The sequence below is a fragment of the Streptomyces flavusporus genome (genome assembly GCF_046267975.1).
GTDB classification, from domain to species: Bacteria; Actinomycetota; Actinomycetes; order Streptomycetales; family Streptomycetaceae; genus Streptomyces; species Streptomyces flavusporus.
Genome location: NZ_CP176503.1, coordinates 6,636,432 through 6,658,474 on the forward strand (window position 1 = coordinate 6,636,432; position 22,043 = coordinate 6,658,474).

The 22,043-nt window shown below is 72.0% G+C and carries 19 protein-coding genes; 16 read left to right on the forward strand and 3 right to left on the reverse strand.

What is annotated here, in order from left to right; all coding sequences use genetic code 11:
• Positions 1-84: 84 nt before the first annotated feature.
• The 3 genes from ACKTSN_RS31330 (at position 85) to ACKTSN_RS31340 (ending at position 4,130) form a co-directional block, all read left to right on the forward strand.
• Entirely contained in the window at positions 85-2,187 is a 2,103-nt protein-coding gene (locus ACKTSN_RS31330; protein WP_409472177.1) for a SpoIIE family protein phosphatase, read from the forward strand.
• A gap of 31 nt (positions 2,188-2,218) precedes the next feature.
• Positions 2,219-3,451, forward strand: a complete 1,233-nt coding sequence (gene hemW, locus ACKTSN_RS31335; RefSeq protein WP_409472178.1) for a radical SAM family heme chaperone HemW — start codon at positions 2,219-2,221, stop codon at positions 3,449-3,451.
• Between the two features lie 100 nt (positions 3,452-3,551).
• Complete coding sequence (locus ACKTSN_RS31340) at positions 3,552-4,130, forward strand: Uma2 family endonuclease (protein WP_409472179.1); 579 nt, start codon at positions 3,552-3,554, stop codon at positions 4,128-4,130.
• Here the strand turns inward: ACKTSN_RS31340 and ACKTSN_RS31345 are convergent.
• Positions 4,099-4,917, reverse strand: a complete 819-nt coding sequence (locus ACKTSN_RS31345; RefSeq protein ID WP_409472180.1) for a DUF3097 domain-containing protein — start codon at positions 4,915-4,917, stop codon at positions 4,099-4,101. The two genes, ACKTSN_RS31340 and ACKTSN_RS31345, sit on opposite strands and share 32 nt — an antisense overlap.
• 34 nt (positions 4,918-4,951) lie before the next feature.
• Entirely contained in the window at positions 4,952-5,680 is a 729-nt protein-coding gene (locus ACKTSN_RS31350; protein WP_409472181.1) for an MBL fold metallo-hydrolase, read from the reverse strand.
• 162 nt (positions 5,681-5,842) lie between these two features.
• Between ACKTSN_RS31350 and hrcA the strand changes: the two genes are divergently transcribed.
• The 10 genes from hrcA (at position 5,843) to ACKTSN_RS31400 (ending at position 16,642) form a co-directional block, all read left to right on the forward strand.
• Complete coding sequence (gene hrcA / locus ACKTSN_RS31355) at positions 5,843-6,859, forward strand: heat-inducible transcriptional repressor HrcA (RefSeq protein WP_409472182.1); 1,017 nt, start codon at positions 5,843-5,845, stop codon at positions 6,857-6,859.
• Positions 6,860-7,996: a molecular chaperone DnaJ gene (gene dnaJ, locus ACKTSN_RS31360; protein ID WP_365758892.1), complete on the forward strand. Its 1,137-nt coding sequence runs from the start codon at positions 6,860-6,862 to the stop codon at positions 7,994-7,996.
• 88 nt (positions 7,997-8,084) lie between these two features.
• A complete protein-coding gene (locus tag ACKTSN_RS31365) occupies positions 8,085-9,206 on the forward strand; it encodes a nitronate monooxygenase (protein WP_409472183.1) in 1,122 nt (373 codons plus the stop codon).
• Positions 9,203-9,940 (forward strand): 16S rRNA (uracil(1498)-N(3))-methyltransferase, encoded by a 738-nt coding sequence (locus ACKTSN_RS31370; RefSeq protein ID WP_385513775.1) that lies wholly within the window; start codon positions 9,203-9,205, stop codon positions 9,938-9,940. Before ACKTSN_RS31365 ends, ACKTSN_RS31370 begins: the two co-directional genes overlap by 4 nt.
• Before the next feature lie 20 nt (positions 9,941-9,960).
• The gene (locus ACKTSN_RS31375; RefSeq protein WP_409472184.1) at positions 9,961-10,353 is read left to right on the forward strand and encodes a VOC family protein; all 393 of its coding nucleotides are present in this window, start codon (positions 9,961-9,963) and stop codon (positions 10,351-10,353) included.
• Positions 10,332-10,745, forward strand: coding sequence for a hypothetical protein (locus tag ACKTSN_RS31380; RefSeq protein WP_409472185.1), 414 nt, complete (start codon positions 10,332-10,334; stop codon positions 10,743-10,745). Before ACKTSN_RS31375 ends, ACKTSN_RS31380 begins: the two co-directional genes overlap by 22 nt.
• A gap of 322 nt (positions 10,746-11,067) precedes the next feature.
• Positions 11,068-14,211, forward strand: a complete 3,144-nt coding sequence (locus ACKTSN_RS31385) for a S41 family peptidase (protein WP_409474968.1) — start codon at positions 11,068-11,070, stop codon at positions 14,209-14,211.
• Between the two features lie 153 nt (positions 14,212-14,364).
• Complete coding sequence (locus ACKTSN_RS31390) at positions 14,365-14,718, forward strand: histidine triad nucleotide-binding protein (protein WP_409472186.1); 354 nt, start codon at positions 14,365-14,367, stop codon at positions 14,716-14,718.
• Positions 14,719-14,723: 5 nt separating this feature from the next.
• A complete protein-coding gene (locus ACKTSN_RS31395; protein WP_409472187.1) occupies positions 14,724-15,629 on the forward strand; it encodes a ribonuclease Z in 906 nt (301 codons plus the stop codon).
• Between the two features lie 20 nt (positions 15,630-15,649).
• The gene (locus ACKTSN_RS31400; RefSeq protein ID WP_409472188.1) at positions 15,650-16,642 is read left to right on the forward strand and encodes an adenosine deaminase; all 993 of its coding nucleotides are present in this window, start codon (positions 15,650-15,652) and stop codon (positions 16,640-16,642) included.
• A 3-nt stretch (positions 16,643-16,645) separates the two neighbouring features.
• On the opposite strand, the gene ACKTSN_RS31405 is transcribed toward ACKTSN_RS31400, so the two are convergent.
• Complete coding sequence (locus tag ACKTSN_RS31405; protein WP_409472189.1) at positions 16,646-17,902, reverse strand: MFS transporter; 1,257 nt, start codon at positions 17,900-17,902, stop codon at positions 16,646-16,648.
• 263 nt (positions 17,903-18,165) lie between these two features.
• On the opposite strand from ACKTSN_RS31405, the gene ACKTSN_RS31410 reads away from it, so the two are divergent.
• From ACKTSN_RS31410 to ACKTSN_RS31420, 3 genes are all read left to right on the forward strand, one after another.
• Complete coding sequence (locus ACKTSN_RS31410; RefSeq protein WP_409472190.1) at positions 18,166-19,533, forward strand: glucarate dehydratase family protein; 1,368 nt, start codon at positions 18,166-18,168, stop codon at positions 19,531-19,533.
• A gap of 102 nt (positions 19,534-19,635) precedes the next feature.
• Complete coding sequence (locus ACKTSN_RS31415) at positions 19,636-20,817, forward strand: carbohydrate kinase family protein (RefSeq protein ID WP_409472191.1); 1,182 nt, start codon at positions 19,636-19,638, stop codon at positions 20,815-20,817.
• 149 nt (positions 20,818-20,966) lie between these two features.
• Positions 20,967-22,040, forward strand: a complete 1,074-nt coding sequence (locus ACKTSN_RS31420; protein WP_409472192.1) for a PhoH family protein — start codon at positions 20,967-20,969, stop codon at positions 22,038-22,040.
• Positions 22,041-22,043 lie beyond the last annotated feature (3 nt).

Sequence of the window (22,043 nt, forward strand, 5' to 3'; positions counted from 1 at the left end):
CTCCACGCTTATGGGCGTGCCCCATCTGTCACCCTGTCGGCAACGATCGAGGCGTATTCGTCCGAACTGCTCGGGGAGCTGTAGATGGGGGCCATTCCGGCGCAGCGGGAGACCGTTTCCCTTGCCTCTGATGTGCCTGCGCACGCCTTTGACCCGTCGGCGTACGCGGGTGGGCCGCAGGACGCCGCACGGATGCGCGCGACCCTCCACGGTGGCCCGCTCGCGCCGGGTGCCGCGCGCGGTCTGCTGCGGGTGGCGTTCCAGCAGTGGGCGGGCCTCGGCCTGCCCGGCGCGGACCGGCTGACCGACCGGCTGGCCCATGACGCCATGGTCGTCGTCAGCGAGCTCGTCACGAACGCCGTCGTGCACGCCGGCACCGACGTCGAGCTGGCCTGCTGCCTGCAGCCCGAGTCGGGCGCCGTCGTCGTGGAGGTCTGCGACCACCACCCCTCGCGTGCGCCGCGCGACGGGGAGAGCGAAGCGGCGTACGAGGCGGCGGAGTACGGCCGTGGACTGCGTCTCGTCTCCGCGCTGTCCGATGCCTGGGGCGTCACCTATCGCCGGGGCGCCAAGACGGTGTGGGCGCGGGTGCCGGCCGAAGGGAGCGCGGACGCCGAGGCGTATGCCGCCGAGCGCGCCGGCTTCCTGGGCGCCGAGCTCCTCGCACCCGAGCCCCATCGGTCCGAGCGGGACCGGGACTGGCTGGGCCGGGGCGCGCTGTCCTTCCTCGCCGAGGCCTCCGACCTGCTCGCCGGACAGCTCGACGAGGACCTCGTCGCCGCGCTCACCGGCCAGCTGATCGTGCCGCGGCTGGCCGACTGGTGCGCGGTGTGGCTGGAGGACGAGGCGCTGGGCGGCCGGGGTGGTTGGAGCGACGGCACCGGGGCACCCGGGCCGCGGCTGGCCCGGGTCTGGCACAGCAGCGAGGAACGCATCGAGGAACTCCGCCGGTGCCTGGAGCAGGAACCGCCGCGTCCGTCGGACGGGTTATCGGCGGGGCCGGTGGCTTATCCGTGGCCTGGAGAGGGCTTCGGGGTCCGCGGGGCGGCTGCCGCTGGTGAGGCGCCCGGCGTCGAGGGCGTCCGCGGGGCGGCTGCCGCTGGTGAGGCGATCGACATCGATGGCGTGCGCGGCACGCAGGCCGACAGCCGTGCGCCCGGCGGGCGGGACGTCGCCTCTGGTGCCGCGGCGTCCGGCGCAGGAGGTGCGCAGGCCGGCGAGGAAGGCCGCGGAGCCGAGGGGGCCGCCCTGGCGTATCGGCTGGTCGCCGGTGGGCGGCCGCTCGGCACGCTCGTCATCGGGCGGGTCGGCGTCGCGCGGTTCCCGGACGAGATCACCGGGCTCGTCGAGGACCTCAGCCGCCGCGTGGCGCTCGCCATCGGCGCGGCCCGGCAGTACGCCCGGCAGGCCACCATCAGTGCCGTGCTCCAGCGCGGACTGCTGCCCGGCGCCGTCGCCGAGATCCCCGGCGTGCGCAGTGCCCTCGTCTACGAGCCCTGCGACAAGGGCGGACCGAGCGGCGATTTCTACGACCTGTTCCCGGCCGGCGACGGCCGCTGGTGCTTCGCCGTCGGCGACGTCCAGGGCAAGGGCCCCGAGGCCGCCGTCGTCATCGGCCTGGCCCGCCCCTGGCTGCGGCTGCTGGCCCGCGAGGGCTACCGCGTCGCCGATGTCCTCGACCGCCTCAACCAGCTTCTCCTCGACGACGCCACGGAAGCTGCGGACGCGGCCGCCCGCGCCCTGGTGGGCCCGGTCGGCCCCGGCGACGGCCCGCAGACCCGCTTCCTGTCCCTCCTCTACGGTGAGCTGGCCCCCTTCGACGGCGGCGTCCGCTGCACCCTCGCCTCCGCCGGACACCCCCTGCCGCTGCTCCTCGGGTCCGACGGCGACGTCCGTACGGCCGCGCAGCCGCAGACCCTCCTCGGGGTCGTCGAGGACGAGACGTACACGAGTGAGACGTTCGAGCTGCGGCCCGGTGACACCCTGCTGTGCGTCACGGACGGCGTGACCGAGCGGCGCTGCGGCTCCCGCCAGTTCGACGACGGGGACGGGCTGGCGACGGCGCTGGCCGGCTGCGCGGGGCTGAGCGCCGAGCTGATCGCGGAGCGGATCAATCGGCTGGTGCAGGAGTTCGGCGGGCGCCCGCCGGAGGACGACCTGGCCCTGCTGGTCCTGCAGGCGGAGTAGTACGTCATTCGGGTGCTGGACAATGGAGGACATGCCTTCCGCACTCCCCGACGGCGAGCCCGTCCCCGACGACGGCGCGCTGCCCGCGCCCGCGCTCGCCGGGGCCGCGAACCGCCCCCTCGGGTTCTACCTGCACGTCCCGTACTGCGCGACCCGCTGCGGCTACTGCGACTTCAACACCTACACGGCGACCGAGCTGCGCGGCACGGGCGGGGTGCTGGCGTCCCGCGACAACTACGCGGACACGTTGATCGACGAGATCCGGCTCGCCCGCAAGGTCCTCGGCGACGATCCGCGCGAGGTCCGTACGGTCTTCGTCGGAGGCGGTACGCCCACGCTGCTGGCCGCGGACGATCTCGTACGGATGCTGGGGGCGATCCGGGACGAGTTCGGGCTGGCGGCGGACGCGGAGGTCACGACGGAGGCGAATCCGGAGTCGGTCGACCCGGCGTATCTCGCCAAGCTCCGGGACGGCGGCTTCAACCGGGTCTCCTTCGGCATGCAGAGCGCCAGGCAGCACGTGCTGAAGGTCCTGGACCGCACGCACACCCCGGGCCGCCCGGAAGCCTGCGTCGCGGAGGCCCGCGTGGCGGGCTTCGAGCACGTCAACCTGGATCTGATCTACGGCACGCCGGGCGAGTCGGACGACGACTGGCGGGCGTCGTTGGATGCGGCGCTGGGTGCGGGGCCGGATCACATCAGCGCGTACGCCCTGATCGTCGAGGAGGGCACGCAGCTGGCGCGTCGCATCCGCCGCGGGGAGATCCCGATGACGGACGACGACGTCCACGCCGACCGGTACCTGATCGCGGAGGAGCGGCTGTCGGCAGCCGGTTTCGACTGGTACGAGGTGTCCAACTGGGCCACCTCGGAATCCGCACGCTGCCTGCACAACGAGCTGTACTGGCGGGGTGCCGACTGGTGGGGCGCGGGACCGGGAGCGCATTCGCACGTCGGCGGGGTGCGCTGGTGGAACGTGAAGCATCCGGGTGCGTACGCGGCGGCGCTGGCGGCGGCGCGGTCACCGGGGGCCGGGCGCGAGCTGCTGTCGGACGAGGACCGACGGGTGGAGCGGATCCTGCTGGAGCTGCGGTTGCGGGAGGGGGCGCCGCTGGAGCTCCTGCGGGAGGAGGGGCTTGCGGCTTCGCGGCGCGCGCTGGCGGACGGGCTGCTGGAGGCGGGGCCGTACGAGGAGGGACGCGCGGTGCTGACGCTGCGGGGGCGGTTGCTGGCGGATGCGGTGGTCAGGGACCTCGTGGACTGATCACTCCGGCGGGTGAATCGGTGCGGAACGCCGGTTCGGTCCCTAACCTGGTTCGTAGGCTGCCGCCAAAAGTACGCGGCGGATGTGGAGGGCCACGGAGATGACCGCTGTGGACGAGCGTGGGATGACCCGGTTCTTCGAGGAGTTCGAGCCTCCCGAGGGCATCAAGGTTGAGCTTCTCCGGGGGGAAATCGTGATGATGGCCACTCCCGATCTGGTACACAACCGGATCGTGGCGGACGTGCAGGACCAGATCCCGCGGAAGCGCTGGGAACGGCTCCAGACAACCGATGTGGACATCATCGACGAGGCCAGCGAGTCTGTGCCGGACCTGTTGGTGCTGGAACGCGGTGTGGCTCCGCGCTCAGGTCGTCTGCTGCCGTCCCAGTTGATCACGTTGGTGGTTGAGGTGGTCTCCAAAACGAGCGTAGACCGGGACTACGGGATCAAGCGCTCCATCTACGCGGCAGGCAAAATCCCTGCCTACCTGATCATCGACCCGATCGTGGCGCACTGCGTTCTGCTCACCGACCCCATCGGTGAAGGGGACCAAGCCGACTACCGCGGGCAGTGGATCACGAAATTCGGCGACCCGGTGCTGCTCGAATCGCTCGGGGTGGAACTGGACACGAGCGAATTCGGAACCCTCACCGGAGTCCGACGTCACCGCCTGCCGTAACGAAGTCGATCAACTCCTCCACCCGCCCCAACAGCTCCGGCTCCAGATCCTTGTAAGACCGCACCCGCCCCAGAATCCCCTGCCAGGCCGCCCCGGTGTTTTCGGGCCACCCCAGTGCCCGGCACACCCCCGTCTTCCAGTTCTGCCCGTGCGGGACGCGCGGCCACTCGGCGATCCCCAGCGACGACGGCTTCACCGCCTGCCAGATGTCGATGTACGGGTGGCCGACGACGAGCGCATGATCGCTTGTCACCGCCTCCGCGATACGCCACTCCTTCGTGCCCAGCACCAGGTGGTCCACCAGGACGCCGAGCCGGGCGTCGGGGCCGGGGGCGAAGGCGCCGACGATCGACGGCAGGTCGTCGATGCCCTCCAGGTACTCCACGACGACGCCCTCGATGCGCAGGTCGTCGCCCCAGACCTTCTCGACCAGCTCGGCGTCGTGCCGGCCCTCCACGTAGATACGCCCGGCTCGGGCGACACGCGCGCGTGCGCCGGGGACGGCGACCGAACCGGATGCCGTACGGGTGGGGCGCACCGGACCGGAAGCAGGCCTCACCAGCGTCACCACCCGCCCCTCCAGCAGGAACCCGCGTGGCTCCAGCGGAAACACCCGGTGCTTGCCGAAGCGGTCCTCGAGGGTGACCGTGCCCGCCTCGCAGCGGATCACCGCGCCGCAGAATCCGGTGCCGGGCTCCTCGACCACCAGGCCGGGTTCGGCAAGGACCTCCGGGACGGGCTTGGGCTTCTTCCACGGCGGGGTCAGGTCCGGAGAGTACTGGCGCATTCGGATGACGATAGGAGAAGCCGGCGGGCGGTGCCTATGACACGCCGAAACGCGTCGCCAGGGCGTCGCGCTGCCGCCGTACGAACGCCGCGTCCACCACCGCTCCGTGTCCGGGCACGTACAGCGCGTCCGCGCCGCCGAGGTCGAGCAGGTGGTCCAGGGCGGCGGGCCAGTGGGACGGTACGGCGTCGGGGCCCGCCTGCGGTTCGCCGGACTCCTCGACCAGGTCACCGCAGAAGACCACCTCCGGGTCCCCCGGGACCAGCACCACCAGATCGTGGGCCGTGTGGGCCGGGCCCACGTTGGCCAGCAGGACCTGGCGGTCAGGGCCCAGGTCGAGGGTCCACTCGCCGCTGACATGATGCCGGGGCGGCACCAGGGTGTCGGCCGCCTCCTGCGCCGTATCCGCGTCGAGGCCGTTGTGGACGGCGTCCGCGCGCAGTTCCTCGCGGCCGCGCCGCCCGCCGAGCACGGCGTCCACACCGACCGCACCGAACACCTCCGCACCCGCGAACGCGGCCGCGCCGAAGACATGGTCGAAGTGGGGATGGGTGAGCGCGAGATGGGTCACACGGTGCCCGGCGAGCTCCTCCGCCTCCACCCGCAGCCGGGCCCCCTCCGCAAGGCTCGACCCGGCGTCGATCAGCAGCGCCGCGCCCCGGCCGACCACCAGCCCCACCGTGCAGTCCCAGCCGGGCAGGCGGCACCGGCCGACACCGGCCGCCAGCCGCTCCCACCCGAGCTCTTCCCAAGTCACCGTCATACGGCGACGCTAGCTGTAGGCGCCCGCATGCCACGACCTCGCAGGACCGGCCTTGCCCGGGCCGTACCCGACGGCCGTACACTGGGCCGGGTAAGGCTGGCACTCGCATGCGACGAGTGCCAAGGGGAGCGCCAAGGGGACGACGTGCTGGAGGTGTGCGCCATGCTCAGTGAACGACGGCTTCAGGTGCTGCGCGCCATCGTCCAGGACTACGTCGGCACCGAGGAGCCGGTCGGCTCCAAGGCCCTCACGGAGCGGCACAGCCTCGGCGTCTCCCCGGCGACCGTCCGCAACGACATGGCGGCCCTGGAGGACGAGGGGTACATCGCCCAGCCGCACACCAGCGCCGGGCGCATCCCGACGGACAAGGGCTACCGGCTCTTCGTCGACAAGCTGGCCGAGGTCAAGCCGCTGACCGCGCCGGAGCGGCGCGCGATCCAGAACTTCCTCGACGGCGCCGTCGATCTCGACGATGTGGTGGCCCGGACCGTGCGGCTGCTCGCGCAGCTCACGCGGCAGGTCGCGGTGGTGCAGTATCCGTCGCTGACCCGGTCCACGGTGCGGCACGTGGAGCTGCTGTCGCTGGCGCCCGCGCGCGTGATGCTGGTCCTGATCACGGACACGGGCCGGGTGGAGCAGCGTATGGTCGACTGCCCGGCACCGTTCGGCGAGTCGTCCCTGGCGGATCTGCGGGCCCGGCTCAACAGCAGGGTCGCGGGCCGGCGTTTCACGGACGTGCCGCAGTTGGTGCAGGATCTGCCGGAGGCCTTCGAAGTCGAGGACCGCGGCACGGTCCAGACGGTACTCTCCACCCTCCTGGAAACGCTCGTCGAACAGACCGAGGAGCGGCTGATGATCGGCGGCACCGCCAATCTGACCCGCTTCGGACATGACTTCCCCCTCACCATCCGGCCGGTGCTGGAGGCGCTGGAGGAGCAGGTCGTGCTCCTCAAGCTGCTTGGTGAGGCGAAGGATTCGGGCATGACCGTGCGCATCGGGCACGAGAACGCCCATGAGGGACTCAACTCCACGTCGGTGGTGTCGGTCGGCTACGGTTCGGGCGGCGAGGCAGTTGCCAAGCTCGGCGTGGTCGGACCGACCCGCATGGATTACCCGGGAACGATGGGAGCGGTACGCGCAGTGGCACGGTACGTCGGACAGATCCTGGCGGAGTCGTAAGTGGCCACGGATTACTACGCCGTTCTCGGCGTGCGCCGCGACGCGTCGCAGGAAGAGATCAAGAAGGCCTTCCGGCGGCTCGCTCGCGAGCTGCACCCGGACGTCAACCCCGATCCGAAGACCCAGGAGCGGTTCAAGGAGATCAACGCCGCTTACGAGGTGCTGTCGGACCCGCAGAAGAAGCAGGTCTACGACCTCGGCGGCGACCCGCTCTCGCAGAGCGGCGGCGCGGGCGCCGGCGGCTTCGGCGCGGGCGGCTTCGGGAACTTCTCGGACATCATGGACGCGTTCTTCGGTACGGCGTCGCAGCGCGGGCCGCGCTCGCGTACGCGCCGGGGCCAGGACGCGATGATCCGTATCGAGGTCGAGCTGGACGAGGCGGCCTTCGGTACGACGAAGGACATCCAGGTCGACACGGCCATCGTGTGCGCCACGTGCAGTGGTGAGGGCGCGGCACCGGGGACCTCCGCCCAGACGTGTGACATGTGCCGCGGTCGCGGTGAGGTGTCGCAGGTCACGCGATCGTTCCTGGGGCAGGTCATGACCTCCCGGCCATGTCCGCAGTGCCAGGGCTTCGGCACCGTGGTGCCCAACCCGTGCCCGGAGTGCGCGGGTGACGGCCGGGTGCGGTCGCGTCGGACGCTGACGGTGAAGATCCCGGCCGGTGTCGACAACGGCACGCGGATCCAGCTCGCCGGCGAGGGCGAGGTCGGCCCCGGTGGCGGTCCGGCCGGTGACCTGTACGTCGAGATCCACGAGCTGCCGCACCCGACCTTCCAGCGTCGCGGCGACGACCTGCACTGCACGGTCACGATCCCGATGACGGCGGCGGCCCTCGGTACGAAGGTGCCGCTGGAGACCCTCGACGGCATGGAGGAGGTCGACATCCGCCCCGGCACCCAGTCCGGCCAGTCGATCCCCCTGCACGGGCGGGGCGTCACGCACCTGCGCGGCGGCGGGCGCGGCGACCTGGTCGTCCACGTCGAGGTCCAGACCCCGACGAAGCTCGACCCCGAGCAGGAGCGGCTCCTGCGGGAGCTGGCCAAACTGCGCGGCGAGGAGCGGCCTCAGGGGCAGTTCCAGCCGGGGCAGCAGGGGCTGTTCTCGCGGTTGAAGGATGCCTTCAACGGGCGGTGACCGCCGGGATCCCCTCGGCGTGCCCCCGGTATATGCCAGACGGACGGCCGGATTCGGACTTGTTCGGAGGACGTGACAACATGCCGTCATGTCCTCCGCACTGACCGATCTCTTCCCGCTTCCGATCGTGCAGGCCCCCATGGCGGGCGGCGTCTCCGTGCCGCAGCTTGCGGCTGCCGTGTCCGAGGCGGGCGGGCTCGGGTTTCTGGCCGCCGGGTACAAGACGGCCGACGGCATGTACCAGGAGATCAAGCAGCTGCGGGGACTCACCGGCCGTCCCTTCGGCGTGAACCTGTTCATGCCGCAGCCCGAGTACCCCGGTGCAAGCACCGGCTCCACCGGAGCGGCTGGCGCCGCGCCCCCTTCTGCCGCCGCCGTGGACGTCTACGCCCACCAGCTGGCCGGCGAGGCCGCCTGGTACGAGGCCGAGCTCGGCGACCCGGACAGCGGGCGGGACGACGGCTACGACGCCAAGCTCGCGGTGCTGCTCGACAACCCCGTGCCGGTGGTCTCCTTCCACTTCGGCTGCCCCAGCCGCGAGGTCCTGGACGCCCTGCGCCGCGCCGGAACCCTCACCCTGGTCACCGCCACCACGCCCGACGAGGCCCGCGCCGTCGAGCGGGCCGGCGCCGACGCCGTGATCGTCCAGGGCGTCGAGGCCGGCGGCCACCAGGGCACTCATCGGGACATCCCCGAGAACGACGGCTCAGCTCTCGGCCTGCTCTCCCTGATCGTCCAGGTCCGCGAGGCCGTCGGACTTCCCCTCGTCGCCGCCGGCGGCATCATGCGCGGCAGCCAGATCGCCGCCGCCCTCGCTGCGGGCGCGAGCGCCGCCCAGCTGGGCACCGCCTTCCTCGCCACGCCCGAGTCCGGCGCCAGCGCCGTGCACAAGCAGGCGCTGACCAACCCCCTCTTCGTCCGTACGGCACTCACCCGCGCCTTCTCCGGGCGGCCCGCCCGCGGGCTCGTCAACCGCTTCATGCGGGAACACGGCCCGTACGCCCCCGCCGCCTACCCGGAGATCCACCACCTCACCTCCCCGCTGCGCAAGGCGGCCGCCAAGGCGGGCGACGCGCAGGGCATGGCGCTGTGGGCGGGGCAGGGCCACCGGATGGCGCGCGAGCTGCCGGCCGGGCAGCTGGTGGAGGTGCTGGCCGCCGAACTCGACGCCGCCAGGACAGCGTTGTCCTCCTGGGGCGGTGCCGGATGACCGCGCCCGTCTTCGTGGTGGACCGGCTCGACGACAACGGGCCCGAGTTCGTGCTCGACGGCCCCGAGGGGCGGCACGCCGTCTCCGTCAAGAGGCTGCGGCCCGGTGAGGACGTCGTCCTCACCGACGGACGCGGCCACTGGGCGGAAGGGGTCGTCAAGGCCGCCGAGGGCAAGGACCGGCTGGTCGTGCAGCTGCACGCGGTGCGCGAGGAACCGGAGGAGTCCCCCCGTATCACCGTCGTCCAGGCCCTCCCCAAGGGCGACCGTGGCGAGCTGGCCGTGGAGACGATGACCGAGGTCGGCGTCGACGCGATCGTGCCGTGGGCGGCCGCCCGCTGCATCACCCAGTGGAAGGGCGAGCGCGGAGCCAAGGCGCTGTCGAAGTGGCGGGCCACGGCTCGCGAGGCCGGCAAGCAGTCCCGGAGGGTGCGCTTCCCGGAGGTCGGGGAGGCGGCGACGAGCAAGCAGGTCGCCGCGCTGCTGGCCGGGGCCGACTTCGCCGCCGTACTGCACGAGAGCGGCGACGAGCCGCTCGCCGCCGCCGAACTGCCCGCCGACGGAGAGATCGTGCTGGTCGTCGGGCCCGAAGGCGGCGTCTCCCCCGAGGAGTTGGCGCTGTTCGAGGAGGCGGGCGCGAAGGCCTACCGCCTCGGGCCGACCGTGCTGCGCACCTCGACCGCCGGTACGGCCGCGGCCGCGCTGCTCCTCGGCCGCACCGGACGCTGGTCCTGACCCAGGTGAGGGAGGACGTCATGGAACTCGCCCAAGTGAGGCTGCTGGTCGGCGACTTCGCCGCCTGCTACCACTTCTACGCCGACGTCCTCGGCCTCAAGCCGCAGTCGGGCGCCACCGAGGGGCCGTACGAGAAGTTCAGTCCCGCCACCGGATCGGCGGGCATCGCCCTCCAGGACCGCGCCATGATGGCCGGCGTCCTGGGGGAGCTGGGCGACACGGCGACCGGGCACCGCTCGCTGGTCGTGCTGCGCGTCGACGACCTGGACGGCTACTGCGAGCGCATCACCGCACGCGGCGCGACCCTCCTGCACGGCCCGGCGCCCATGACGGACCGCATGCGGGCCGCCCACCTCAAGGACCCGGAGGGGAACCTGGTGGAACTGCAGGAGTGGCTGCTGCTGCGCGGCTGACCACCGAGGGCACCAAGTGGCCGTATGTGCTCTACCGCGACGGCCGGGGCAGTGGCAGGCTGCCGTCCATGGGGGCATTGCGGTGGATTCGGGGGCGGCCGCGCGGGACGCGGGTGATGGCTGTGGCGGGGGCCGTGGTGGTCGGCGTGGGCGGGATCGTGGCCTGCGAACCGGGTGCCATGAGCTCGGTGACGGTGGCCTACACGACCGACGAGCTCGTGACGCGGGAGCTGGAGCGGCAGAAGGCCGACGTCCAATGGCTCAGCTGCACCGCCGACTTCGGCAACAGGACCGGCTCGACCCCGTCCGCGAGCGTCGACTGCCAGGGCCGGACCACCGACGGCAAGGACATCACCGTCGGCGATCCAAACTGCTGGCCGGAGGGCAATTGAACCCTCCCCCAGCCCAAAGGCAGGGGGATTCCTGACTCACGGCGCTCAGTCCCTCAGCGAAGGTCCGAGTCTTACCCGATCAACACCAGCCGGGTTGGAACCAGCCCGGTTGCCCCGAAAGACAAGGAAGTTGCACGTGCTTGGCTCTCGCGACGCGCACTGCTCATGGTACCTGGCCGTGTGGGCGGTCCTTCGCCCTGGAGGAAACCGGTGATCGAAACCTCTGCGCGCGGGCCCCGCCGCTGCATAGGGTGATCGGGTGACAGAGTCCGCAGCGCCCGCCACGTCGGCGTATCTCCGGTTTCCGCACCTGCACGGCGATGTGGTCGCCTTCACCGCCGAGGACGACGTCTGGATCGCCCCCCTCGACGGCGGCCGGGCCTGGCGGGTGAGCGCCGACAACGTCCCGGTCACCATGCCGCGCATCTCGCCCGACGGCACCACCGTCGCCTGGACCTCGACCCGCGACGGCGCCCCCGAGGTGCACATCGCCCCCGTCGACGGCGGCCCGGCGAGGCGGCTCACCCACTGGGGCAGCGTGAAGACCGAGGTCCGCGGCTGGACCCCGGACGGCCAGGTCCTCGCCCTCACCACGCACGGCCAGGCCAGCCTGCGCCGCACCTGGGCGCACGCCGTCCCGCTGGACGGCGGACCGGCGACCCGGCTGCCGTACGGGCCGGTCGGTGAGGTCGCGTACGGGCCGCACACCGTGCTGCTGTCCGCGCCGATGGGACGCGAGGCCGCCAAGTGGAAGCGGTACCGGGGCGGTACGGCGGGCAAGTTGTGGATCGACCGGGAGGGGGACGGGGAGTTCGTACGGCTTCATGAGGAGCTGGACGGGAACATCGAGTACCCGGTATGGGTGGCGGACCGGATCGCCTTCCTGTCCGACCACGAGGGCACCGGCGCGCTCTACTCCTCCCTCGCCGACGGCTCCGACCTGCGCCGGCACACTCCCCTCGACGGGTTCTACGCCCGGCACGCCGCGAGCGACGGCACCCGTGTCGTCTACTCCTGCGCCGGTGAACTCTGGCTGCTGGACGACCTCGACGGGGCTGAGCCCCGTCGGCTCGAGCTGCGGCTCGGCGGGCAGCACACCGACCGGCAGCCGTACCCGGTGAACGCCTCCCGCTGGTTCGGGTCCGCATCCCCCGACCACACCGCGCGCGGCAGCGCGGTCTCCGTGCGCGGCGGGGTGCACTGGGTGACGCATCGCTCCGGCCCGGCCCGCGCGCTGGCCGCCGAACCCGGCGTACGGGCCCGGCTGCCGCGCACCTTCCGTGCGGAGGGCGAGGAGTGGGTGGTGTGGGTGACGGACGCCGAGGGCGAGGACGCCCTGGAGTTCGCGCCCGCCACCGGACTGACCCCGGGCTCCGTCCCGCGCCGGCTCGCCGCCGGGCAGCTCGGCCGGGTCCTGGAGCTCGCCATGGCCCCCGACGGCAGCCGTGCCGCCGTCGCCGCGCACGACGGGCGGCTGCTGCTCGTCGAACGGGAGACCGGCGAGGTGCGGGAGGTCGACCGCAGCGACAACGGAGACGTCTCCGGGCTGGTCTTCTCGCCGGACTCGGCGTGGCTCGCCTGGTCCCACCCCGGCCCCCGCCCGCTCTGCCAGCTGAGGCTCGCCAACACCACCGATCTGTCGGTCACCGAGGCGACCCCGCTGCGCTTCCAGGACTACGCGCCCGCCTTCACCGCCGACGGCAAGCACCTCGCCTTCCTCTCCAACCGCTCCTTCGACCCCGTCTACGACGAGCACGTCTTCGACCTGGCGTTCGTCGTCGGCGACCGCCCCCACCTGATCACCCTCGCCGCGACCACGCCCTCGCCGTTCGGCCCGCAGCGGCACGGCCGCCCCTTCGAGACGCCGGACAAGGACGAGACGCCCGACAGCGAGGGCACCCCGACGACCCGGATCGACCTCGAGGGGCTCGCCGACCGGATCGTGCCGTTCCCGGTCGAGGCCGGCCGCTACTCCAACCTGCGCGCCGCGAAGGACGGTGTGCTGTGGCTGCGGCACCCCGTGCAGGGCGTCCTCGGCTCCTCCCGGGCCACCCCGGACGACCCCGACCCCAAGACCGAGCTGGAGCGCTACGACCTCGCCCAGCACCGTCTGGAGCATCTCGCCGCCGACGCCGACCACTTCGAGGTCAGTGGCGACGGGAAACGCGTGCTGCTGTGGACCGACGGCCGGCTGAAGGTCGTCCCCAGCGACCGGCGCGCCTCGAACGACGACGACAGCGACACCAACGTCACCGTCGACCTCGGCCGGGTACGGCAGATCATCGACCCGGCGGCCGAGTGGCGGCAGATGTACGAGGAGACCGGCCGCATCATGCGGGACCACTTCTGGCGGCCGGACATGAACGGCGTCGACTGGGGCGGCGTCCTCGACCGCTACCGGCCGGTCCTTGAGCGGATCGCCACCCACGACGACCTCGTGGACCTGCTGTGGGAGGTACAGGGCGAGCTCGGCACCTCCCACGCCTACGTCATGCCGAACGGCGGCTACGGCAACGGGCCCCGCCAGGGACTGCTCGGCGCGGACATCTCCCGGCACGCCGACGGCAGTTGGCGTATCGACCGGATCCTCCCCTCGGAGACCTCCGACCCCGACGCCCGCTCCCCGCTCGCCGCGCCCGGCGTCGCGGTGCGCGCCGGGGACGCCATCGTGGCTGTGGCCGGGCGGGCGGTGGATCCGGTGACCGGGCCGGCGCCGCTGCTCGTCGGTACCGCCGGCAGGCCCGTCGAGCTGACCGTCTCGCCGTCCGGCGGCGGCGAGGTACGGCACGCGGTGGTCGTGCCGATCGCCGACGAGGAGCCGCTGCGCTACCACGCCTGGGTCGCCGACCGGCGGGCCTACGTCCACGAGCGGTCCGGCGGCCGGCTCGGCTACCTCCACGTGCCCGACATGCAGGCGCCGGGCTGGGCGCAGATCCACCGGGACCTGCGGGTGGAGGTGGCCCGGGAAGGGCTCGTGGTGGACGTACGGGAGAACCGGGGCGGGCACACCTCCCAACTGGTCGTCGAGAAGCTGGCCCGGCGGATCGTCGGCTGGGCCGTGCCGCGCGGGATGCGGCCGTACAGCTATCCGCAGGACGCGCCGCGCGGGCCGGTGGTCGCCGTCGCCAACGAGTTCTCCGGCTCCGACGGCGACATCGTGAACGCGGCGATCAAGGCGCTCGGGCTCGGGCCGGTGGTCGGCACCCGCACCTGGGGCGGTGTCATCGGCATCGACAGCCGCTACCGGCTCGTCGACGACACGCTGATCACTCAGCCGAAGTACGCGTTCTGGCTGGAGGGTTACGAGTGGGGCGTGGAGAACCACGGCGTGGATCCGGACGTGGAGGTCGTGCAGCGACCGCAGGACTATGCGGCGGGGCGCGACGCTCAGCTGGACGAGGCGGTGCGGATAGCGCTGGCGGCGTTGGAGGAGGCGCCCGCGAAGGTACCGCCGAGCCTGCCGTGACCGTGCGCTGGGCTGGGCGGGGAGGGGCGGGTAGCGCAGCCCGGTGCGAACGGGGTGCCGCCGCGCCCACCCGTGCCGCCCTGCGGCACGACTGCCCGCAGCGGCGGCGGCGATACGATGCCCCCCGTACACCGCCCAACCCCCGGAGGGAACATGGCAGGGGAAGCGCAGGACGACTGTCTGTTCTGCAAGATTGTCGAGGGGCACATCCCGGCGACGATCGTCCGTGAGACGGAGACCACCGTTGCGTTCCGGGACATCAACCCCCAGGCGCCCACACACGTCCTGGTGATCCCCAAGGCGCACTACCGGGACGCCGCCACACTCGCCGCCGCCGCGCCGGAGCTCGCCGCGGACGTTCTGCGCGAGACGCAGGCGGTCGCGGACGAGGACAAGCTGGAGAGCTACCGCGTCGTCTTCAACACCGGCACCGGCGCCGGCCAGACCGTCTGGCACGCCCACGCCCACGTCCTGGGCGGCCGCGGCCTCGAGTGGCCCCCGGGGTAAGCACGTTGTCCGTACGAGAACTGGTGGTCCTCGGCACCGCCAGTCAGGTCCCCACCCGGCACCGCAACCACAACGGCTACCTGCTGCGCTGGGACGGCGAGGGCATCCTGTTCGACCCCGGCGAGGGCACCCAGCGTCAGATGCTGCGCGCCGGGGTCGCCGCCCACGACTTGAACCGGATCTGCGTCACGCACTTCCACGGCGACCACTCCCTCGGCCTCGCCGGAGTGATCCAGCGCATCAACCTCGACCAGGTGCCGCACCCGGTCACCGCGCACTACCCCCGCTCCGGACAGCGCTTCTTCACCCGCCTCCGGTACGCCACCGCCTACCGGGAGACGGTCGACCTCACCGAGGCGCCGGTACACCGGGACGGCGATCTCGCGGTGACGTCGTCGTACACGCTTCAGGCCCGCAAGCTCTCCCACCCCGTCGAGTCCTACGGCTACCGGCTGATCGAGCCCGACGGCCGCCGCATGCTGCCCGACCGGCTCGCCGCGCACGGCATCAAGGGGCCGGACGTGGGGCGGATCCAGCGGGAGGGAGTGCTCGCGGACGTCCGCCTGGAAGACGTGAGCGAGGTGCGCCGCGGACAGCGGTTCGCGTTCGTCATGGACACCCGGCTGTGCGACGGGGTGTACGCGCTCGCCGAGGGCTGCGACATGCTCGTCATCGAGTCGACGTTCCTCGACGAGGACATCGAACTCGCCGTGGAGCACGGGCACCTGACGGTAGGTCAGGCGGCGCGGGTGGCCAAGGAGTGCGGCGTACGGCACCTCGTCCTCACCCACTTCAGCCAGCGCTACTCAGAACCGGACGAGTTCGAGCGGCAGGCGCGGGCCGCCGGGTTCGAGGGGGAGCTGAGCGTGGCGCACGACCTACAGAGAGTGCCGGTTCCGAAGCGTCGGTGAAACGCCCGTACGATGCTTTGATGCCCCTCCCGAAAGCCGAACTGCACCTCCATATCGAAGGCACCCTGGAGCCCGAGCTCGCCTTCGAGCTCGCCGCACGCAACGGTGTGACCCTGCCGTACGCGGACACAGAAGAGCTCCGCGAGGCGTACCGGTTCGAGGACCTCCAGTCCTTTCTGAACCTGTACTACGAGCTCATGGCCGTCCTGCGCACCGAGCGGGACTTCGAGGACCTCGCGGACGCCTACCTCGCCCGCGCCGCCGCGCAGGGTGTGCGGCACGCGGAGATCTTCTTCGACCCGCAGGCGCACATCGTGCGCGGGGTGGCGATGGGGACCGTGGTCGAAGGGCTCTGGCGGGCACTCGACCGCAGCCAGGAGACGCACGGGATCTCCACCCGGCTGATCATGTGCTTCCTGCGGGACGAGTCCGCCGAGTCGGCGATGGAGACGCTGGACGCCGCGGGGCCCTACCTGGACCGGATCACCGGTGTCGGGCTGGACTCCGCCGAGGTCGGGCACCCGCCGGTGAAGTTCCGCGAGGTGTACGAGGCGGCCGCCGCCCTCGGGCTGCGGCGGGTGGCGCACGCCGGTGAGGAAGGGCCGCCGGAGTACATCACCGAGGCCCTGGACGTGCTCGGCGTCGAGCGGATCGACCACGGCCTGCGCTGCCTGGAGGACCCGGCCCTGGTCGAACGGCTCGTGCGCGACCGCGTCCCGCTGACGCTGTGTCCGCTGTCCAACGTGCGGCTGCGTGCCGTGGACGTCCTGGAGCAGCACCCGCTGCCCGCCATGCTCGACGCCGGGCTGCTGTGCACGGTCAACTCCGACGACCCCGCCTACTTCGGCGGCTACGCCGGCGACAACTTCGACGCGGTGCGCCAGGCCCTCGGGCTGGACGAGGAACAGTTGCGCGAGCTGGCCCGCAACTCCTTCGTCGCCTCCTTCCTGGAGCACGACGAGGAGCGGCGGGCGCGGTATCTCGCGGAGGTCGAGGCCTACGAGTTCCGCTGATCGCTAGTCGGTTGCGGACCCCGGTGCGGCGAATGCCTGCCGGGGGCCTGCCGTGTCGTAGGCCGAGCGGTCGGCGGGGAGGGACGGGGCGTCCACCGGGATCTCCAGGACGTCCACGACCGGTGCGGGGCGCGTCGCGTGCAGCGCCACGGCCGTCATCGGGACGGCGATCACCAGCAGCCCGGCGGCCAGGATCAGGCCCATCGCCGGGAAACCCGCCTGTGCTGAGAGGACGCTGCCGGTCAGCGGGCCCGCCGCCGTGCCGAGCGACGACGCCGAGCCGACGAGTACCGCCCAGCGGCCGCGCGGGTCGAGCGAGGCGGCGAGGCCGATGACGTAGGAGAGGACGATCGGGTAGATGGCGTTCCAGGCGATCTCGCCCGCCGCGAACGTCGTCAGACCGGTCGCCGAGGCGCTGACGGCGATGCAGCCCGCGATGAGGCCGGTCCCCGCGCCGATGGGCAGCGCATGTCCGAGCCGCGGCCCCAGCGTCCCGGCGCCGATCACGCCCAGCAGCCCGGCGCCCAGCCCGACCGCGAAGACGACACCGACGGTCGCCTCCGTCAGATGCGCCTGGGTCAGACCGATCCGCCCGCTGACGCCCCAGAGGGAGTTCTGGGCCATCGACCAGCAGGGCATCGCGGCGGCCAGCACGAGACCGGAGCGAAGGTGGGGGAGGCGGGGCCGGTCGTGGCCGCTGCCGTGCTGCGGGGGCGGCGTCCCACGGACCGCGAGGCGGCCGGTGAGTGGCCAGACCGCCAGCGCCGTCAGGGCGATCGCGGCCAGGGGCAGGCCATGCCCGGGGCCGAGGTGGGGGACCGTCAGATAGACCGCGCCCGCCAGCGCGGAGACGTTGAGCAGTCCGAGGGTGGTGGTGCGGTGCGGCTCGCGTCGGCCGGCGATGCCGGTGGCGGCGACCGCGGTGGCCGTACCCGAGCCGAATCCGCCGATCACCGCGCCGGTGACGACGGCCCAGACGGTGCTGGTGAGGGCGGCGCCGCCGTAGCCGAGGACGGCGAGAGCGAGGCCGGCTCGGGCGAGGGTGCGGGGGCCGAGCCGGTCGACCCGGGATGCGAGCAGGAAGCCCGCCGACGCCGAACTCAGCAGCAGTGCACTGCCGATCGCACCCGCCTGGGTGGCGGAGACGGACAGTCCGGAGTCGAGCCGGCCGACGATCGTCGGCAGCAGATAGGGGGCGAGGTACCCGGCCGTGAAAAGGGCGACGAGGGGCCAGTGGGCGGTGGTGCGGGGGGCGAGCACGGGCGTTCCCAGGGCATGCGAAAGGAGCGGCACAAAAAGGGGGGATTGGGCGACGACCGTCGACGGACAGGAACGCGCGGGCAATTTGTATCAAGCGGGGGGTGGGGCGAGGGAGGGCGGGGGGTGTGATCTGGGGCACGTTCTGTTTGGGGTGGAGGAGGGCGGGTAAACGTGCGCACTCCCACCGACTCGTGCCGGTTCACGGCCCGCTGCCGCCATTGACGCCTGCTGTTCGCCTACCTAATCTCCATTCTCATACGTGTATGACATCTGCATGGGGGAGCCGTCCTGTGAACCTCGCCATTACGGATGTACGGCTGACCCCGATCCTGGTCGCCGACCCGCCCCTGCTCAACACCCAGGGCGTCCACCAGCCGTACACGCCCCGGCTGATCGTGGAGGTCGTGACGGCCGACGGGGTCACCGGACTCGGCGAGACGTACGGCGACACCAAGTACCTCGAGCTGGCCCGGCCCTTCGCTGCTGAGCTGATCGGCCACCAAGTCACGAATGTGAACGCTCTGTTCGCCATCGCGGACGAGGTGGCCGTCGATCAGTCCCGGGTCTCCGGCCAGGTCGACGTCGGCGGGCTGCGCGGCGTCCAGACCGCCGACAAGCTGCGGCTGTCCGTCGTCTCGGCGTTCGAGGTGGCGTGTCTGGACGCGCTGGGCAAGGCGCTCGGCCTGCCCGTGCACGCGCTGCTCGGCGGCAAGGTGCGGGACGCCGTCGAGTACAGCGCGTACCTCTTCTACAAGTGGGCCGGCCACCCCGAGGGCGTCCCCGCCGAGAAGGACGACTGGGGTGCCGCGCTCGATCCGGCCGGAGTCGTCGAACAGGCGCGGAAGTTCAAGGAGCGGTACGGGTTCACGTCGTTCAAGCTCAAGGGGGGTGTCTTCCCGCCGGACGAGGAGATCGCCGCCGTACGCGCGCTCGCCGAGGCCTTCCCCGGGCATCCGCTGCGGCTGGATCCCAACGGCGCCTGGTCCGTTGCGACCTCGCTGAAGGTGGCGAAGGAGCTGGCGGATGTCCTCGAGTACCTGGAGGACCCGGCGCTGGGCACGCCCGCGATGGCCGAGGTCGCCGCCGGATTGAAGGGGGCGGCGCGAAGCGCCTCGGACAAGGGTGGTGGTGGGCGACGGGCGGGCGTGCCGCTCGCCACCAACATGTGCGTGACGACGTTCGCCGAGATCAGGGAGGCGTTCACGAAGGACGCCGTCCAGGTCGTCCTCTCCGACCACCACTACTGGGGCGGGCTGCGCAACACCCAGCAACTCGCCGCCATCTGCCGCACCTTCGGGGTGGGGGTGTCGATGCACTCCAACACCCACCTCGGGATCAGCCTCGCCGCGATGACCCAGGTGGCATCCACCGTCCCCGACCTCCACCACGCCTGCGACTCCCACTACCCCTGGCAGTCGGAGGACGTGCTCACCGAGCGACTGGTCTTCGACGGCGGCAAGGTCACCGTCTCCGACGCCCCCGGCCTCGGCGTCGAACTCGACCGTGACCGACTGGCCCTCCTGCACCGGCGGTGGCTCGACGACGACGGCACGCTGCGGGACCGCGACGACGCGGCGGCGATGCGGGTCGCCGACCCGCAGTGGCGTACGCCGTCCGTCCCTCGCTGGTAGACGCCTGCGACGACCTGATTCGCCCCCTCCGCCGGACCATGGGCCCCTTGTCAGTGGTGTGGTGCACACTGGCCAGATCAGCACCACGTCAGGGAGCGCACCGTGACCGCGTCCACCGGAGAGGGGCCGACGCCCGTCGCACTCGGATCGAACTGCCACGCCCACGTCGACCCCCTGGCCGCCGTGCGCGCGCCGGACGACCCGCCCTGGGACGTCTATCTCACGGGCACGGTCTTCCTCGACATCGTCTTCACGGGGCTCGACTCCGCCCCGGTGCGCGGGACCGAGACCTGGGCGCGCGGGATGGGCTCGAGCCCCGGCGGCGTCGCCAACATGGCGACAGCGCTGGCCCGGCTGGGCCTGAGGACGTCCCTCGCGGCGGCCTTCGGCGACGACCACTACGGCGACTACTGCTGGGACGCCCTGGCCCAGGGCGAGGGCATCGACCTCACCCCGTCTCGCACGGTGCGCGGCTGGCACTCACCGGTCACCGTCTCGATGGCGTACGAGGGCGAACGCACGATGGTCTCCCACGGCCACGAACCGCCCCCCGAGGAGCCCTCCCACCCGTCGGCCACCACCACCCTCAAACGGCGCCCTTCGGGCGCAGACCTGCCTCCGTGCCCCCCACGCGCGCGTGCCGCCGTCGCCTCGCTCACCCCCGGCAAGCGTGCCCCCTGGATCGCCCAGGCCGCGAGCCAGGGCAGCCGCATCTTCGCCGACGTCGGGTGGGACGAAACCGGCGCCTGGGACCTGGCCGGCCTCGCCGACCTCGAACACTGCGAGGCGTTCCTGCCGAACGCCGAGGAGGCGATGCGCTACACCTGCACCGCCTGCCCGCGCGCCGCCGCGCAGGCCCTCACCGAGCACGTACCGGTCGCCGTGGTCACCCTCGGCGCCGAGGGCGCGTACGCGGTGGACCGGCGCACCGGAGAGAGCGCCGAGGTCCCGGCGATCGACGTGGAGGCGCTGGACCCCACCGGCGCCGGTGACGTCTTCGTGGCCGGCTTCGTCACCGGCACCCTCGCCGGCTGGCCGCTCGCCGACCGCCTCGCCTTCGCCGGCCTCACGGCAGCCCTCTCCGTGCAGGAGTTCGGGGGGTCCCTGTCCGCCCCCGGCTGGTCCGAGATCGCCGCCTGGTGGCGCCGGGTGCAGTCGTTCGACGACCAGGACCCGGCGGCGCTGCGCCGGTACGCGTTCCTGGAGGACCTGATCCCCGCCACCGCCCGACCGTGGCCGCTGCGCCGCGCGGTCCCGACGATCGGCTTCGGCCGGTCGGTCTGACGCCGGTGTCCCGGACCCGGTGTGCCGCACAGCGCACGGAAAAGTCCTACGGCGATGTCAGTCGTCCGGCGTACCCTGGAAATCGCCAGGCCGCCCTTGTGGCAGGCGAGTCGTATCGAGGAGGACGTGCAGGCCTTAAGCGCCGGCCCATGACTCAGACACCCACAGCTCACACCCCCGCGCAGGGGCAGGCGAGAGCACAGTTCACCGTCCCCGCCCAGCACCCCATGGTGACGGTGCTGGGGTCCGGCGACTCCCTACTGCGCGTGATCGAGAAGGCCTTCCCGGCGGCCGACATCCACGTCCGGGGCAATGAGATCAGCGCGGTCGGACCCGCGGCGGAAGTCGCACTCATCCAGCGCCTGTTCGACGAGATGATGCTGGTGCTCCGCACCGGGCAGCCGATGACGGAGGACGCAGTGGAACGCTCGATCGCCATGCTCCGGGCCAGTGAGAACGGGGAGGGACCGGAGGAGACCCCGGCCCAGGTGCTCACCCAGAACATCCTGTCCTCACGCGGCCGCACGATCCGCCCCAAGACCCTCAACCAGAAGCGGTACGTCGACGCGATCGACAAGCACACGATCGTCTTCGGCATCGGCCCCGCCGGCACCGGCAAGACGTATCTCGCCATGGCCAAGGCGGTGCAGGCCCTGCAGTCCAAGCAGGTCAACCGCATCATCCTGACCCGACCTGCGGTCGAGGCGGGCGAGCGGCTGGGCTTCCTGCCGGGCACGCTGTACGAGAAGATCGACCCTTACCTGCGCCCGCTGTACGACGCGCTGCACGACATGATCGACCCGGACTCGATTCCGCGGTTGATGGCGGCCGGGACGATCGAGGTGGCCCCCCTCGCCTACATGCGCGGCCGTACGCTCAACGACGCCTTCATCATCCTGGACGAGGCCCAGAACACGAGCCCCGAGCAGATGAAGATGTTCCTCACCCGCCTCGGCTTCGACTCGAAGATCGTGATCACGGGTGACGTGACGCAGGTCGACCTGCCGAACGGCACCAAGTCCGGTCTGCGGCAGGTGCGGGAGATCCTGGAGGGCGTCGAGGACGTCCACTTCTCCCTGCTGTCGTCCCACGATGTCGTACGGCACAAGCTGGTGGGCCGTATCGTCGACGCGTACGAGAAGTACGACGACAAGCACGGCACCGAGAACGGCACGCACAAGGGACGCGGCAAGACCGGCGCCAAGGGCTCCAAGGGGAAGTAGACC